Origin of the sequence: Aeromicrobium sp. Sec7.5 (assembly GCF_036867135.1) — a bacterium.
GTDB lineage: Bacteria > Actinomycetota > Actinomycetes > Propionibacteriales > Nocardioidaceae > Aeromicrobium.
Genome location: NZ_JBAJIJ010000002.1, coordinates 35394 through 51335, shown reverse-complemented (window position 1 = coordinate 51335; position 15942 = coordinate 35394). Strand labels below are relative to the sequence as shown.

The window sequence follows — 15942 nt, the reverse complement described above, 5'->3', positions numbered from 1 at the left end:
AACCATGCTGATCGACCTGGGTGACGACCGCCGTCCGACCGTTCCCGAGTCCACGTTCGTGGCCCCCAACGCCACGCTCGTCGGCTCTGTCGTGCTCGGGGAGGGCGCCAGCGTCTGGTACTCGGCCGTGCTCCGCGCCGACAACGCCCCCATCACGATCGGCCGCGACTCCAACGTCCAGGACGGGTGCGCGTTCCACGTCGACCAGGGCAAGCCCGTCACTCTCGGCGAAGGTGTCTCGGTCGGCCACAACGCCGTCGTGCACGGCGCGACGATCGAGGACCACTGCCTGATCGGCATGGGTGCGGTCGTCATGAACGGTGCCGTCATCGGCGCGGAGTCGCTCGTGGCGGCGGGCGCCCTGGTCACCGAGGGCATGCAGGTGCCCCCGCGCTCGCTCGTGGCGGGCGTGCCGGGCAAGGTGCGGCGCGAGCTCACCGACGACGAGGTCGCCACGCTGCACCGCAATGCCGTGATCTACACCGAGCACCGCGAGCTCCACCGCGGCGGCGTGGTCGTCGACTGACTCAGGCCAGCTCGCCGACGACGTGATCGATGCAGGCCGTCAGCGCGCTGACGTCGTCGGGGTCGACCGCGGGGAACATCCCGATGCGCAGCTGGTTGCGGCCGAGGCCGCGGTAGCCGTCGACGTCGACCACGCCGTTCTCGCGGAGCGCCGCCGAGACCGCGGAGGCCTCGACTCCCACCAGGTCGATCGTGCCGACGACGTTCGACCGTTCGGCCGGGTCCGGCACGAACGGCGTCGCGTAGTCCCTCGCCTCGGCCCAGTCGTAGAGGCGCGAGGCGGAGTCGGCCGTGCGGCCGGCCGCGAACTCCAGGCCGCCGAGCCCGTTGAGCCAGGCGATCTGCTGCTCGAGCAGGAAGAGCGTGGCGAGCGCGGGGGTGTTGTAGGTCTGGTCCTTGCGGGAGTTGTCGATCGCGGTCGGGAGGTCGAGGAACCCGGGAATGTGCCGACCGGACGCCTTGATCCGCTCGGCGCGCTCCACGGCCGCGGGCGACATCAGGGCGATCCAGAGCCCGCCGTCGGACGCGAACGACTTCTGCGGGGCGAAGTAGTAGACGTCGGTCTGGCTCACGTCGACCGCGAGTCCACCGGCAGCCGAGGTGGCGTCGACCAGGACGAGGGCGTCCGGGTCAGCGCCGGCGACGCGCTCGACCGGGCACCACACGCCCGTGGAGGTCTCGTTGTGGGCCCACGCGTAGGTGTCGATCCCGGCCACGGCCTCGGCCGCGGGCCGGGTGTGCGGCTCGGACTCGCGGATGTCGGGATCGGCCAGGAACGGCGCCGCGGCGACGGCCTTCGCGAACTTTCCGCTGAACTCCCCGTGGACCAGGTGCTGGGCCCGCTCCTGCACCAGGCCGAACGTCGCCGCGTCGAAGAAGGCGTGGGACCCGCCGACGCCCAGGACCACCTCGTAGTCGGCGGGCAGGCTGAAGAGGTCGGTCAGGCCGGAGCGGATCTCGCCGACGAGGTTCTTGACGGGTGCCTTGCGGTGCGAGGTGCCCAGGAGTCCGGTCCCGGTCGCGGCGAGCGCCTCGAGCGCCTCGGCGCGCACCTTCGAGGGGCCCGAGCCGAACCGGCCGTCGCGCGGGAGCAGGTCTGCGGGGATCTTCACCCCACCATTGTCGCGCGCAGGGGAGCGGTCCCCGTTGTCCGGTCCGCCCGAAGGGCGATATACCGGTCATCAGACGCAGGTGCCCGCAACGGATAGGGTGCTGCCCAGACAGCGCAGACCGACCGGAGGGTCGATCGGATCGAAGGGTGAGCCGGCCGTGAGCGAGCGCCAGCGAGCGAGAAGTGGGAATCGTCTCATGGCGGCGGCGCCGATCGTTGCTTCTCCTGAGGGGGCGTTGACATGAGCACGTGGCGACTCGCCATCGACTTCGGCACCTCGAACTCGACCGCGGCGATCCAGATCGACGGTCGCGAGCCCCAGACGGTGCGCCTGACCGACGGCGGCGACGTCATGCCGTCCGCGGTCTTCGTCGATGCGGGCGGCCTCACGGTCGGCGTCGAGGCCACCCGCCGCATGCTGCTCGACCCGAGCGCGTTCGAGCGCAATCCCAAGCGGCTGGTCGGCCAGCGCGTCGTGCAGCTGGGCGGCACCGACCGCGAGGTCGTCGACCTCGTCGCCGCGGTCCTGCGCACCGTCACGCAGCGTGCGGCCCGCGTGGCGGGCGGTGGACGCCCGTCCGAGCTGACCCTCACCTACCCGGCCGGCTACCAGCGGGCCCGGCGCGACGTGCTGGTCGAGGCCGCCGAGCGCGCGGGCTTCCCACGATCGGCGGTGGGCCTCTTGCCCGAGCCGGTCGCCGCGGTCTCGCGCTACGCGCAGCACGCACCCCTGCCGCCCGGTGGCAGCCACCTCTGCGTCGTCGACATCGGCGGTGGCACGGCCGACATCGCGGTCCTGCGCGTCACGGGCGATGCGCTGCGACCGTTCGAGGTCGTCTCCACCGCCGGTCGCCCGGACCTCGGTGGCGGACTGTTCGACCTGCGACTCGAGAACATCGTCCTCGACGCGGTGCGTGCCGGCGGGCACACCGAGGTCCTCGCGGCGCTCGAGAGCACCGCGGGCCTCGGCGCGCGACGTGCCCTCCGCGAGCAGGTCGCGCAGGCCAAGCACGCGCTCTCCGAGAGCGAGTCCACCACGGTCCCGGTCGTCACGAGCGGCGGCACCGCCACCGTCACGGTCACGGCCGACGAGTTCGCCGAGGCGATCGCCGACGACGTCGAGCAGATCACCGCCCTGACGGTCGAGGCCTGCACGCGGGCCAGCCTGCGACCCACCGAGCTCGCCACGGTCTACCTGACCGGTGGCGCCTCCCTCGTGCGGCCGCTGCAGACCTCGCTCGCCCGGGTCGTCGGCCAGCCGGCGGCCACGCTCGACGACCCGAAGCTCATCACGTGCCTCGGGGCGCTGTCGCCGCTCGGTCGCCAGCTGCGCGAGCCCGCGATCGCCCCGATGGCGACACCCGCCGCGCGGCACGCGACGCCCCCCGCGCCCGCGCCGGCGCCCGTCGCGGCTCCGACGCCTGCCCCGAGCCCCATGGAGACGACGGGCGGCATCCCCGCGGTCCCGTACCACCCGCCGGCGCCGCTGGCTGGACCCGGCGGTCCCGGTGGAGGTCGCCCGGCGGATGCGCGCAAGCGTCGGACCGTGCTGATCGGTGTCGCGGCCGCAGCCCTCGTCCTCGTCGGCGGCGGCATCGCCGCGGCCGTCACGATCCTGGGTGGCGACGACCCCAATCCGCAGACGTCGAGCGACCCCACCCGCGAGACGCCCACCGACGCCCCGAGCGGGGACGCGGAGTGCGCCGACAGCCCCGGTCTCACGGACGAGGAGTGCACCCTGCTGAACGAGGCGTTGGCCGCGAACGTGCCTCTCGACCCGGCCGACTGCGAGAGCATCGATCCGCTCGACGCCCCGATTGCCATCACGTGCTTCGCGATCAAGGACGGCAACGGCTTCAGACCTGACTTCCTCAACATCTACGGCTACGGCGACGCGACCTCGATGGACGAGTCCTTCCAGTCGGACATCGACTCCGAGGGCCTGGCGGGTCCGCAGAAGCTCGACGGCGCGCCCGGGTGGGGCACGTGGAGCTACGACGGCGAGACCGATGACGCGGGTCGCGTCCTGCTCCGCTACGGCAACGATTCGGACACGAGCTACGTCGCGTGGACCGACACGGACACCCTGATCGAGATCTCGGCCGAGATCGACGGCAACCAGCTTCCGGAGATGTACGAGTGGTGGGCGAGCGCGTGACGGATCGCCCGATCCGGTGAGCCCGGCCCGTACCGCGCTGGCGCCCGACCGTCCGAAGCTGACGGCGGCCCAGGGTCGCGCCGTTCGCTCGACCGTCATGGCCCTGAAGGGCACCGAGTTCGAGCCGTGGGCCGAGGCCATGTCGTCGGCCCTGGCGTCGTCGGCCCCGTCGGTGCCGTCCGCCGTCGTCGTGGGCGAGGTGAAGCGCGGCAAGAGCACGCTGGTCAACGCGATCCTGGGCCAGGCCGACCTGGTGCCCGCAGGCCTGGGCGTGGTCACGGCCGGATTCGTCCGGGTGGCCCCACCCACCGACGACCTCGTGGACGGCCAGGCCCGCGTGCAGCTGGCCGACGGCACGAGTCGGCAGGTCAGCCTCGCCGCCGCTCGGGAGGTGGCCGTCACCGGCAGCACCGGGAGCGACGATGACTCCGCGTTCGTCGGCATCACGATCGCGCACGACTCCGACGTGCTGCCGGGCGTGGCGCTGGTCGACACCCCCGGCATCGCCGGCCTGACCCAGGGGCACGCCGAGCTCGCGGCCCTCGCCGCGGGGCAGGGCAGCGTCCTCGTCATGGTCACCGACGCGGGCCAGGTGCTCACCCGCCCGGAGCTCGAGTTCCTCACCGAGGTCTCCTCGAAGGTCGAGCAGGTCGTCTTCGCCCTCACCAAGATCGACCAGTACCCGTCGGGCTGGGAAGAGGTCCTGGCGGAGAACCGCGAGCTCCTGCGCCGGCACGCCCCCCGGTTCGCCGACGCCCCGATCTGCCCCGTCTCGTCGACCGTGGCGCTGGACATCATCGGCCTCGACCCGGCCGAGTCGAGTGACCTGCGTGAGTACGCCGGACTCGACGTCCTGGCCTCGGCCGTCCGCGAGCGCATCGTCGCGCCCGCCTCGATCGCCGTGGCCAACGCGCTGCGATCGGGCCTGTCGGGGATCGAGCGCCACGAGTCCAAGCGGCGCCGCACCATCGAGGCCCTCCAGTCGGCCGGGCAGCAGGTGCCCGAGCTCGACGCCCTCGTGCAGAGCCTGCGTGGTCTGCAGGAGCAGGGCGACCGATGGTCGCTCGACCTGAACTCCGACTCCAGCGTGCTGCGCGCCGACGTCCTGCACCGGGCGTCGCAGCAGCTGGCCGCGGTCCGGCAGCAGTGGGCCGCCGTGGCGCACGAGCGCCGCAAGGAGAACCCCGACAAGGTCATCGAGGAGGTCGCGGTCGCGCTCACGGCGCAGCTGCGCACCATCGTGACGTCGGCCATCGGGGAGTTCACCGACGGCTTCCACGTGCAGGCCGACCACCTGTTCCGGTCGATCGGCCGGGACCTCGCCACGGCGGTCCGCCTCAACCCCGACGTCGACGACCTCGCGATGGCGGAGGTCGCCGAGGCGGAGTACAGCGGCAGCTTCGACGCGACCCTGGCGAGCACCGCGATGATCGGGTCGAGCATGGGTGGTCTGGTGGCCGGCCTGATCGCTCCCGCGATCATCGCTCCGGTCTTCTCGATCGTGGGCGGTGCGGCCTGGTACATCGTGAACTACCGGACCCGTCGGGCCCACAACCTCGAGCGACTCATCACGCAGACCGCGGCCACGGCCGTGAACCGCGCCGAGACCCACCTGCGATTCGCCGTGGACCGGGCCCGCACCGTGATGCTGCGCGACGTCACGATCGCCTTCCGGCACGAGCTCAAGGCGGCGCTCGACTCGGCCAAGTCCGAGCTCGAGGCCGCTCGTCGCTCCGCCGCGGAGACCCCCGAGCGCCTGCGTCGCGAGGTCGCCAACGAGACTCGGCACCTCGAGGCGTTGCGCGCGCAGCGCGAGGAGCTGCAGGCTGTCATGGACGAGGCGCTCCGCCCGCGACCTGTGAAGGCTGCTCGAGCGGACCGGGAGAAGCCGGGAACAAAACCGTCGGCCACCACCTCTGAGGTGTGACGGACCACCACAGCACCGAGGAGACCACGATGTCTGACCCGAGCGACGACCTGATCGGCAACCAGCAGTTCGACGACCTCGACGGCGACGGCGTCGCCGACACGGTCGTGGAGTACTTCGACGACAACTCGTCGATCGCGACGTACGACACCGACGGCGACGGCAAGGTCGACGCCGCGGATATCGACTCCGACGGCGACGGCAAGGTCGACCTCGCGGTCATCGACCTCGGCAACGGCCAGGTCGGCGTCTACGAGGATCCGAGCGACACGTCGGCGCAGCCCACGGTCGTCGACCTCGAGGAGGCCACGCAGCTGGCTCCCGACCTCGTCGACACCTTCGGCGACGAGCTCGGCGAGTCCGAGTTCGAGCAGACGGGCTTCGACGAGGACGACAAGGACTCCGACAAGGACGACAAGGACTCCGACGAGGACAAGGACGAGGACGAGGACGAGAAGGACTCCGACGGTCCGACCAGCTGGTTCGCCGACGGCGACTCCGGCGACGACGCCAAGAACGTCGACTTCGACACCGAGGACGACGACGAGGACGCCGACGACGACGGCAAGCACCCGCAGGGCGACCCCACCAGCACCGAGCTCGTTGGCGATCCCTTCGGTGACGCCGAGCTGTGGTTCGAGCAGGCCGTCAACGGCACGTGTGGCCCGTCGGCGATCGCGCAGATCGTGTCGGAGTACACGGGTGAGACCTTCGCCAACGAGGAGGAGTTCGCGGCCTGGGCCGTCGACAACGGCGTGATGGAGGTGCTGCCCGACGGCACCACCACCGGCATGTACGCGACCGACATCGTCGACATGCTCGAGGCCCATGGCGTGCCCGCCGAGCTCGAGGACGGCCTGGAGATCGAGGACCTCAAGGAGATGCTCGCCGACGACGTGGGTGTCGCCGTCATGGTCGACGCCGACGAGTACTGGGGCCCGATGTACGGCTACGACCCCGGCCCGGAGAACAACGCGGTCAACCACATCGTGATGGTCACCGGCATCGACGAGGACAAGGGCGTCGTCTACGTCAACGACACCGGCACCCCCGACGGCGAGGCCATGGAGATCCCGATCGAGTACTTCGAGGACGCCTGGGAGGACGGCAACAACCAGGCCGTCGTCTGCGACGAGCCGGCACCCGACACCGCGGCCTCCACGGTCGGCTCGGGCCTCCCGCAGTCCGAAGCGGTCTCCACCATGCTCGACGGCAAGTGGGCCATGCTGCCCGTCGTCCTCCGGGGCGACGAGGTCGCGGCGGCCAGGGCCTGATCGCGATGTCCGACCACCTGCCGATCGTCGAGGTCCCGGAGTCCACGTGGCTCCGGGCCCTCGCCCACGCCCTCGACCCGGACGCCGAGTCGTCCGACGAGTCCCTGGTGCCCGAGGACGAGCCGGTCGCCGCCGCGGCGGACGAGCTCGACAGCGACGACGGGGCGGACGACGACGATGACGCTTCGGACGATGACGCGTCGCTCACGCCGGGCGACTCCGACCCGGACGTCTGGGACTCCGGCGACTCGTGGTCCCCGTCCGACGACGTCGACGACGCACCGGCTCACCTGCACCACGACGACGGGGTCGGGTGACGGGTGACCACCGTCGTGCAGCGGGTCGACACCCTGCTGCTGCAGATCGAGGCCGTCGCGAGCCCACCCGTCCGTGAGGTCGCGGCGCGTCGCCGAGCCGCGTTGCTCGACCCCTTGCGGCTCGCCGTCGTGGGCCGGGTCAAGGCCGGCAAGTCCACCCTGGTCAACGCCCTCATCGGCCGGCGGATCGCGCCGACCCGGGCGGGGGAGTGCACGCGAGTGGTCACGTGGTTCGAGTTCGGCTCGCCCGACGGGGCCGCGGTGGTCCACTGCCACGACGGACGCGAGATCGCGATCTCGCTCGTCGACGGCCGGCTCCCCGAGGACCTGCCGGTGCCGGCCGAGGAGGTGCGGCGGCTCGTCGTCAGCCTGCAGTCCGCGCAGCTGCGCGGACTGACCCTGATCGACACCCCGGGGCTCTCCTCGCTCACCCCCGAGAACGAGAGCGCGACCCGGTCGGCGATCCTCGGCGACTCCCTGACCTCGCAGCACGCCAGCGGCGACGCCGACGCGGTCCTGTTCCTGTTCCGCCAGGAGCAGCGCGAGGACGAGGCCGAGTTCCTCAAGCAGTTCCGCGCCGCCTCGGGCGAGATGAACGGATCGGCGGTCAACGCGATCGGCGTGCTCTCGCAGGCCGACCTCCTGGCCGACGCGGCCGCTGACGACCCGATGCGTCCGGCCCGTGACCAGGCACGCCACCTGGCGGCGTCGCGCGTGGGCGAGGTGGGTGACGTCGTCCCGGTCTCCGGGCTCCTGGCGGAGACCTCGCGCACCGGGCGCCTCCGCGAGCGCGACGTCGTGGACCTCGGCTCCCTCGCCGAGGTCTCCCCGGTCCGACTGCGCACGGGCGTCGGCCTCGACGCGGTGCTGGCGCGCGACCGGGTCCGCGACCTGCAGGAGAAGCTCGGGCCCTTCGGCCTGGAGGCAGGCCGGCTCCAGGCGGGCGACGGGTCCGACGCCTTCGCCGGCTGGCTCGGCGACGTCTCGGGCCTGGCCGGCCTGCAGCGGCTGCTGCGCGACCACGTCCAGGCGCGGGCCGGCGGACTCAAGGCGCTGCGGGCCCTCGACGCCGTCGAGCGTGCGGCCCGGCACAGCGGCGCCGACCAGGTGGTGCTCGACCTGGTCGAGCAGGCACTGGTGGCGCCGGAGCTGCAGATCGTGCGGGAGATCCAGGCGATCGGCATGCTCCGGTCCACGCGGGTCGCGACCGACCTCATCCCGGAGTTGGAGCGGCTCAGTCGCACCTCGCACCCGGCCGAGCAGCTCGGGCTGGGCCGTGACACGCCGGCGGCGGAGGTCGCCTCCGAGGCCCGTCGCCGATCGGGCGAGGCGCAGTCCCGCGCCACCTTGGCCTCCGCGCCGGGAGAGGCCGAGGCCGCACGGGTCCTGGCGCAGTCCTACCGCGCCATCGCGCACCGGGCCGAGATGCCGCCGGTCCCGCAGCCGGAGCCCGCTGTGCCCCCCGCCATGCCCCGTGCGGCAGCGGTCAGGCCGGTCCCGCCACCTCCACCGCCGCCCCCGCCGTCGCCCTGACGCGTTGCCTCGGGCGGCACGGGGAGTCGTCCCCATCGATTCCGGTAGTGGACGGGCCCCGGACGGGACATACTGGTGCCCGTTCGACCGACTGGGGGGTCAGATGACGCACGCCGTGGGAGCCGAGGGCTCGCTCGTCGAGCGCGCCCGCGCGGGTGATGCCGATGCCTTCACCCAGCTCGTCACCGAGAGCCGCGACGTGCTGTGGTCGGTGTGCCTGCGGATCACGGCCGACCAGCAGGACGCCGAGGACGCGCTGCAGGACACCCTGATCTCCGCCTGGCAGAACATCGACAAGTTCCGGGGCAACGCCAAGTTCAGCACCTGGTGCTACCGGATCGCCGCCAACGCGTCGATCGCGGTCTGCCGCAAGCGCCGCAGCATCCCGATCGACACCGACGACATCGTCGACCTCGTGGTGGCGGCGGACGTCACCAGCCAGGTCGATGATCGCGACCTCATCACGGCAGCGCTGCGCGAGGTCGGGGAGGACTTCCGTGAGGCCCTCGTGCTGCGCGAGTACGGCGACATGAACTACGACGAGATCGCCGCCCACCAGGGAATCGGCGTGCAGACCGTCAAGAGTCGCATCAGCCGGGCCCGCGCCCAGCTGGGCGACGCGGTGCGGGCCGCCACGGCCTGACGCTGCAGTCAGCGGTGACCGGGCCGGGTGGGCACGAGAGCCCCGGACCTCGTACGATGCGGCTCATGTCAGCCGAAATGCCGGCCGCCCCTGCGGAGGTGCCCGTCCCGCTCGCCGAGGGCCTCGAGTCGACGCGCGAGGCGTGGGAGAAGGCCACCGCGGCCGTCCTGCGCAAGACGCGCAAGCTCGCCGAGGACGCCCCGGACAGCGATGCCTGGGCCACGCTCACGACCACGACCCTCGACGGGATCGAGGTGACACCGCTGGGCACGCCCGAGCTCACCTCCGGTCTGCCGCCGACCGGCCTGCCCGGCCAGGCGCCCTTCACCCGCGGTACCGAAGCGCTGCGCGAGAACCGCGCCTGGGACGTCCGGTCCTGGTTCACCGACCCCGACGGTCAACGCACGGCCGACGAGGTCGTCACCGACCTCGAGAACGGCGTCAACTCGCTGTGGCTCACGCTCGGGACCGACGGAGTGCCGACCGACTCGCTCGCGAAGGTGCTCGAGCCGGTCTTCATCGACCTCGCGCCCGTCGTGGTGCAGGACCTCCACGACCCGCTCGGCGCGGCCCGCGCCCTCGTGGCCGTCATCGAGGACAAGGCCGTGCAGGCCCACCACGGCTGCAACCTGGGCGTCGACCCCGTCGGCACCGCCGTGCGAGCGCGACTCGACCTCGGCGGCGGTGAGACCGACCTCGGCGTCGCCGTCGAGGCCGCGCGGCTCGCGCTGCCCCTCGGCATCGGCGCGATCGTGGTCGACGGCACCGCGGTGCACGACGCCGGTGGCTCCGACGTGCAGGAGCTGGCGTACCTGCTCGCGGCGGGTGCCACGTACCTGCGTGTCCTCACCGAGGCGGGCCTGACGGTCGACGAGGCCGCGGGTCTGCTGGAGTTCCGGATCGCCGCGACCGATGAGCAGTTCCCCACGATCGCCAAGTTCCGCGCGGCGCGCCGCACGTGGGCGCGGGTCGCCGAGCTGAGCGGCGTGGCGGAGTCCGGTCGCGGACAGCGTCAGCACGGGGTGACCTCGCGCCCGATGATGACCTCGTACGACCCCTACGTGAACATGCTGCGCACCACGGTCGCCTCCTTCGCCGCCGGAGTCGGTGGGGCGGCTGCGGTCACGGTGCTGCCCTTCGACGAGCCGCTCGGGCTGCCGGAGGCGTTCAGCCGCCGCATCGCGCGCAACACCTCGGGCCTGCTGATCGGCGAGTCGCACGTCGCCAAGGTCACCGACCCCGCGGGCGGGTCCCACCTGGTCGAGCAGCTCACCGACGACCTCGCCCGAGCCGCCTGGGCGGGCCTCGCCGAGCTGGACGGTTCTGGGCTCGAGGACGGGGGCGGTGTCCTGGAGGCGCTCGACCTCGTGGCCGAGCGGATCCTCGCCACCCGGGACGCTCGCGGCCTCCTGGTCGCGAAGCGCGCCATGCCGCTCACGGGTGTCAGCGAGTTCCCGAACCTGCACGAGGAGCAGCCCGAGCGCCGGCCCTACCCCACGGCGCCCGCCGTGTTCCGCTACGCGCACGAGTTCGAGGCGATGCGTGACGACCGCGTCGCGACCCCCGTGTTCCTGGCCACGATGGGCCCGATCGCCGCCCACACGGCCCGCGCCACGTTCGCGGCCAACCTGTTCGCCGCCGGTGGCATCGACACCGTCGCCGCCGGTGCGACCAGCGGCGTCGACGAGGTCCTCGCGGCCTACGACGGCGCGCCCGTCGTCTGCCTGACGGGCCACGACTCGGCCTATGCCGAGTGGGGCACCGACCTGGTCGCCGCGCTCCGCGAGGCCGGAGCCTCCTACGTCGTCGTCGCCGGCAAGGCTGACGTCGGCGCCGACGACTCCGTCGTGGCCGGGCTCGATGCCCTGGCCTTCCTCCGCCGCACCCGAGAGGAGCTGGCGTCATGACCGCCGTCCCCAGCAGCTTCGCCGAGTTCCCGCTGGATCCCGAGCAGCAGCCGACGCCCGATCCCGAGGCGTACGCCCGGGCCGCCGACGGCGTGGAGTCCTGGCCGGCGCCCGAGGGCATCGACGTCAAGGAGCTCTACACGGCCGCCGACCTCGAGGGCGCCGACGCGCTCGACACCTACCCCGGCCAGGCGCCGTTCCTGCGCGGTCCCTACCCGGCGATGTACACGACCCAGCCGTGGACGGTCCGCCAGTACGCCGGCTTCTCGACCGCGGAGGAGTCCAACGCCTTCTACCGGCGCAACCTCCGGGCCGGCCAGAAGGGCCTGTCGGTCGCGTTCGACCTGGCGACCCACCGCGGCTACGACTCCGACCACCCGCGGGTCAAGGGCGACGTCGGCATGGCGGGGGTGGCGATCGACTCGATCTACGACACGCGCACCCTGTTCGACGGCATCCCGCTCGACGAGATGAGCGTCTCGATGACCATGAACGGCGCTGTGCTGCCGGTGCTGGCGCTCTACATCGTTGCGGCCGAGGAGCAGGGGGTGAAGCCGGAACAGCTCACGGGGACGATCCAGAACGACATCCTCAAGGAGTTCATGGTCCGCAACACCTACATCTACCCGCCGTCGCCGTCGATGCGGATCATCTCCGACATCTTCGCGTACACGGCGCAGAAGATGCCGCGGTTCAACTCCATCAGCATCTCCGGCTACCACATTCAGGAGGCCGGAGCCACGAACGACCTCGAGCTCGCGTACACCCTGGCCGACGGGGTCGAGTACATCCGGGCCGGCCTCGACGTGGGCCTGGACGTCGACGCGTTCGCGCCGCGGCTGAGCTTCTTCTGGGCCATCGGCATGAACTTCTACATGGAGATCGCCAAGATGCGCGCGGGGCGGGCGCTCTGGGCCCGCCTGGTCAAGGACTTCGACCCGAAGAACCCCAAGTCGCTGTCGCTGCGCACGCACTCGCAGACCTCCGGGTGGTCGCTCACGGCACAGGACGTCTTCAACAACGTCCAGCGCACCGCGATCGAGGCCATGGCGGCCACGCAGGGCCATACGCAGAGCCTGCACACCAACGCGCTCGACGAGGCCATCGCGCTGCCCACCGACTTCAGCGCCCGCATCGCCCGCAACACCCAGCTCCTGCTGCAGCAGGAGTCGGGCACGACGCGCAGCATCGACCCGTGGGGCGGCTCGTACTACGTCGAGAAGCTCACGCGGCAGCTGGCCAACCGCGCCTGGGCGCACATCCAGGAGGTCGAGGGCGCCGGCGGCATGGCCAAGGCCATCGAGGAGGGCATCCCCAAGATGCGCATCGAGGAGGCTGCGGCGCGCACGCAGGCCCGCATCGACTCCGGGCAGCAGGCCGTGATCGGCGTCAACACCTACCGCCTGCGTGACGAGGACCCCCTCGACGTGCTGAAGGTCGACAACGCGGCCGTCTACGGCGCGCAGGTCGCCAAGCTCGAGCGCCTGCGCGCCGAGCGCAACGACGACGACGTGCGGCGCTCGCTCGAGGCGCTCACGGCGTCGGCCGAGCGAGGCTCGTCGACCGACGGATCGCTCGACGGCAACCTGCTCGCCCTCGCGGTCGACGCCGCGCGGGCCAAGGCCACCGTGGGCGAGATCTCCGACGCGCTCGAGAAGGTCTACGGGCGGCACCAGGCCGTGATCCGTACGATCTCGGGTGTGTACCGCACGGAAGCCGGCCAGGGCGGCAACATCCAGCGCGTCGTCGACGCGACGGCCGAGTTCGAGGAGGCCGAGGGCCGCCGTCCTCGCATCCTCGTGGCCAAGATGGGCCAGGACGGCCACGACCGCGGTCAGAAGGTCATCGTCACGGCCTTCGCCGACCTCGGCTTCGACGTCGACGTCGGCCCGCTGTTCTCCACGCCCGAGGAGGTCGCCCAGCAGGCGATCGACGCCGACGTCCACATCGTCGGGGTCTCCTCGCTCGCGGCCGGGCACCTGACGCTCCTGCCGGAGCTCAAGGCGGCGCTCGAGGAGCAGGGACGGGGCGACATCATGGTCGTCATGGGTGGGGTCATCCCGCCCGACGACGTCCCGACGCTGAAGGAGATGGGGGCCGCCGAGGTCTTCCTCCCCGGCACCGTCATCGCCGACTCCGCCCTGTCGCTGCTCGACAAGCTCCGCGCCCAGCTGCAGGACTGAGGGCCGGGCGGCGATGGTGGCGATCGACGTCGACGAGCTGGCCGCAGGCGTCCGCGAGGGGCGCCGTGCGGCGGTCTCGCGGGCCATCACGCTGGTCGAGTCGCGTCGGGCCGACCACCGCGCGACGGCGCGGGAGCTGCTCACGACGCTGACGCCCGATGCCGGGGGTGCCGTCCGGGTCGGGATCTCGGGCGTCCCGGGTGTCGGCAAGTCGACCACGATCGAGTCGCTCGGCACCCATCTCACCGGACGCGGGCACCGGGTCGGCGTGCTCGCGGTCGATCCGTCGAGTGTCCGCACCGGCGGGTCGGTCCTCGGCGACAAGACCCGGATGTCCGCGCTCGCCGTCGACCCCAAGGCCTACATCCGGCCCTCGCCGTCGGCGGGCACGCTCGGCGGGGTCGCGCGGGCGACCAGCCAGGCCATGACGATCCTGGAGGCCGCAGGCTTCGACGTGGTCCTGGTCGAAACCGTCGGTGTCGGGCAGTCCGAGATCACGGTCGCCGGCATGGTCGACACGTTCCTGTTCCTCACGCTCGCGCGAACGGGTGACCAGCTGCAGGGCATCAAGAAGGGCATCCTGGAGATCGCCGACGTCATCGCGGTCAACAAGGCCGACGGGGAGCGCGTGCGCGAGGCGGAGATGACCGCCACGGACCTCGCCGGGGCGCTGCGGATGGTCTACGCCGGCACGAAGGACTGGGTGCCCCCGGTGCTGACCTGCTCGGGCCTGGAGGGCTCCGGCATCGACACCGTCTGGAGCCGGATCCTCCGCCACCGGGAGTTCCTCGGGCGCAAGGGCCTGACCGAGAAGCGGGCCCAGCAGCAGCTCGACTTCACGTGGGCGTTGGTCCGCGACGAGCTGGAGGAGCGCCTGCGCCGCCACGAGGGCGTGCGTGGCGTGCGCGCCGAGGTGCGTGACGAGATCCTCGCGGGGCGGCTCGGTGCCGCCGAGGCCGCCGACCGGCTCCTCGCGGCGTACGACGCCTGAGCAGGCCCCCGGACAGGGAAAGGGCCCGCGCAGGGAGCGGCGCGGGCCCAACGCCGAAACCGCGGACCGGTCCTGAGGAGCGGTGGCGTCGCAGGGAGGGCGACGACTCCGGCGGCTCGACCTGACTAGTGAAACATGGTTCGACGTGGCTACGCGACGCCTGGCCACGTCTGATCGCTGAGAGTCGCCCCACATCTCGCCATGTGAGACGTAGGGTCGGGCGTCGCGGACCGCGAAAGGGGAGGTCGGGTCCACAGAACTCGGACATCTGTGCAGGTCACGAGGGTGCGCGGGATGGGTGAGGTCGGACGGGCCGACCTCCGCACGGGGGGAGGAGGGACCTTTGCGCCGAAGGACTAGTCACAAAGGACTACGCCGGTCTAGTCTTTCCTCAGTGCTGCGGGGCCGACCATCTCGGGGGGATGGTCGGCCCCAGCCGCATTTTCCAGGGGCTTCGGTCACGCCAGCGGGCTGAACCCGGCAAGGTCCGTGCTGAGGGTCCAGCCGTTCAGGCGCCAGTCCGGTCCGGCGAGCACGTAGCTGGCGGACGTCCGCACCGTCAGCTTCTCGGCTGCGGCCGTACGGGGATTCCAGACGGGCACGCCGGCCGACGCCTCCAGGCTCGCCGACAGCTGTGGTCGCGATCCACCTCGCTGGAGGTCGATCGTGACGACGCCCCACGCGGGGTCGACCCACACCGGTCGATCCACGTAGCCGACGTCCGACCAATCCGGCCCGAAGAACTGCCGGCCCCCGCCGGGGCTCGGACCGTCGAGCAGCACGACCCCGGTGCCCTCGCGTGCCGCGGTGGTGCGGGGCGCGGCAACGACCGCGGACAGCCGCGGTGGGTAGGTCGACGTCCGGGTCCGGTCGGTCAGGAGTGCCTCCACCCCGGCGAAGTCGGCCGCGGCGTACGACTCGCGCGGCAGGGACAGGCGTGAGTACCGGGCGTCGAACGTGAAGGCCACGGCCCGGCACGCTGCGGCGCGCGCGGCCTCCTCGCCCACGGCGTCGCGGGCGGCGTGGCTGACCTGGACCTGGACCGCCGGACACCAGTCGACGACGCCGGGGGAGACCTCGGGGGTGCCGGCGGGCCGGCCGGGCCACGTGCCGGTGACCGGGGACAGGGCGGCGGGGTCGGTCGGTGCCGCGGTCGTGGGGGGTGCGGGCGACGGCTCCGGGGCGGGCTCCGTCGTGCCCTCGGGGCTCGCCGAGGGGGAGGCGTCGGCTTCGGCGTCGCGCACCTCGCCGTCGGGAGTGCTGAGGCCCAGCCCCACGGCCGCGACGGCGACCACGAGGACGAGGGCCGTGACCGTCTTCACCACCCAGGACTTCACGGAGTCAGCATAGGGACCGGGCCCGCCGGTCCTTCG

12 protein-coding genes are annotated in these 15942 nt (G+C 72.3%); 10 read left to right on the top strand and 2 right to left on the bottom strand.

The features are described 5' to 3' along the window. The first annotated feature begins 4 nt into the window (after nucleotides 1–4). The gene (locus V6S66_RS13520; RefSeq protein WP_334207317.1) at nucleotides 5–526 is read left to right on the top strand and encodes a gamma carbonic anhydrase family protein; all 522 of its coding nucleotides are present in this window, start codon (nucleotides 5–7) and stop codon (nucleotides 524–526) included. 1 nt (nucleotide 527) lies between these two features. Here the strand turns inward: V6S66_RS13520 and serC are convergent, their stop codons facing one another. Next, entirely contained in the window at nucleotides 528–1637 is a 1110-nt protein-coding gene (gene serC / locus V6S66_RS13515; protein WP_334207316.1) for a phosphoserine transaminase, read from the bottom strand. A gap of 240 nt (nucleotides 1638–1877) precedes the next feature. On the opposite strand from serC, the gene V6S66_RS13510 reads away from it, so the two are divergent. The 9 genes from V6S66_RS13510 to meaB all read left to right on the top strand — a co-directional run bounded on the left by V6S66_RS13510 (nucleotide 1878) and on the right by meaB (nucleotide 14569). Further along, complete coding sequence (locus V6S66_RS13510) at nucleotides 1878–3794, top strand: Hsp70 family protein (protein ID WP_334207315.1); 1917 nt, start codon at nucleotides 1878–1880, stop codon at nucleotides 3792–3794. Between the two features lie 16 nt (nucleotides 3795–3810). Then, nucleotides 3811–5721: a dynamin family protein gene (locus V6S66_RS13505; RefSeq protein WP_334207314.1), complete on the top strand. Its 1911-nt coding sequence runs from the start codon at nucleotides 3811–3813 to the stop codon at nucleotides 5719–5721. Nucleotides 5722–5750: 29 nt separating this feature from the next. Next, the gene (locus tag V6S66_RS13500) at nucleotides 5751–6995 is read left to right on the top strand and encodes a C39 family peptidase (RefSeq protein WP_334207313.1); all 1245 of its coding nucleotides are present in this window, start codon (nucleotides 5751–5753) and stop codon (nucleotides 6993–6995) included. A gap of 5 nt (nucleotides 6996–7000) precedes the next feature. After that, a complete protein-coding gene (locus V6S66_RS13495) occupies nucleotides 7001–7312 on the top strand; it encodes a hypothetical protein (protein WP_334207312.1) in 312 nt (103 codons plus the stop codon). A 3-nt stretch (nucleotides 7313–7315) separates the two neighbouring features. Further along, a complete protein-coding gene (locus tag V6S66_RS13490) occupies nucleotides 7316–8845 on the top strand; it encodes a dynamin family protein (protein ID WP_334207311.1) in 1530 nt (509 codons plus the stop codon). Between the two features lie 103 nt (nucleotides 8846–8948). Beyond that, a complete protein-coding gene (locus tag V6S66_RS13485; protein WP_334207310.1) occupies nucleotides 8949–9488 on the top strand; it encodes an RNA polymerase sigma factor in 540 nt (179 codons plus the stop codon). Between the two features lie 65 nt (nucleotides 9489–9553). Beyond that, on the top strand, nucleotides 9554–11395 hold the full coding sequence (locus V6S66_RS13480; RefSeq protein ID WP_334207309.1) for a methylmalonyl-CoA mutase family protein: 1842 nt from the start codon (nucleotides 9554–9556) through the stop codon (nucleotides 11393–11395). Then, entirely contained in the window at nucleotides 11392–13578 is a 2187-nt protein-coding gene (gene scpA / locus V6S66_RS13475; protein ID WP_442885926.1) for a methylmalonyl-CoA mutase, read from the top strand. Before V6S66_RS13480 ends, scpA begins: the two co-directional genes overlap by 4 nt. 13 nt (nucleotides 13579–13591) lie before the next feature. Continuing rightward, a complete protein-coding gene (gene meaB / locus V6S66_RS13470; protein ID WP_334207308.1) occupies nucleotides 13592–14569 on the top strand; it encodes a methylmalonyl Co-A mutase-associated GTPase MeaB in 978 nt (325 codons plus the stop codon). Nucleotides 14570–15027: 458 nt separating this feature from the next. Here meaB and V6S66_RS13465 read toward each other — a convergent pair whose 3' ends face one another. Beyond that, nucleotides 15028–15906, bottom strand: a complete 879-nt coding sequence (locus V6S66_RS13465) for a hypothetical protein (RefSeq protein WP_334207307.1) — start codon at nucleotides 15904–15906, stop codon at nucleotides 15028–15030. Nucleotides 15907–15942 lie beyond the last annotated feature (36 nt).

Coding starts and splice junctions, on each gene's coding strand:
- V6S66_RS13495 (WP_334207312.1), top strand. CDS start 7,001: ATGTCCGACCACCTGCCGATCGTCGAGGTCCCGGAGTCCACGTGGCTC.
- V6S66_RS13520 (WP_334207317.1), top strand. CDS start 5: ATGCTGATCGACCTGGGTGACGACCGCCGTCCGACCGTTCCCGAGTCC.
- scpA (WP_442885926.1), top strand. CDS start 11,392: ATGACCGCCGTCCCCAGCAGCTTCGCCGAGTTCCCGCTGGATCCCGAG.
- V6S66_RS13500 (WP_334207313.1), top strand. CDS start 5,751: ATGTCTGACCCGAGCGACGACCTGATCGGCAACCAGCAGTTCGACGAC.
- meaB (WP_334207308.1), top strand. CDS start 13,592: ATGGTGGCGATCGACGTCGACGAGCTGGCCGCAGGCGTCCGCGAGGGG.
- V6S66_RS13480 (WP_334207309.1), top strand. CDS start 9,554: ATGTCAGCCGAAATGCCGGCCGCCCCTGCGGAGGTGCCCGTCCCGCTC.
- V6S66_RS13510 (WP_334207315.1), top strand. CDS start 1,878: ATGAGCACGTGGCGACTCGCCATCGACTTCGGCACCTCGAACTCGACC.
- V6S66_RS13485 (WP_334207310.1), top strand. CDS start 8,949: ATGACGCACGCCGTGGGAGCCGAGGGCTCGCTCGTCGAGCGCGCCCGC.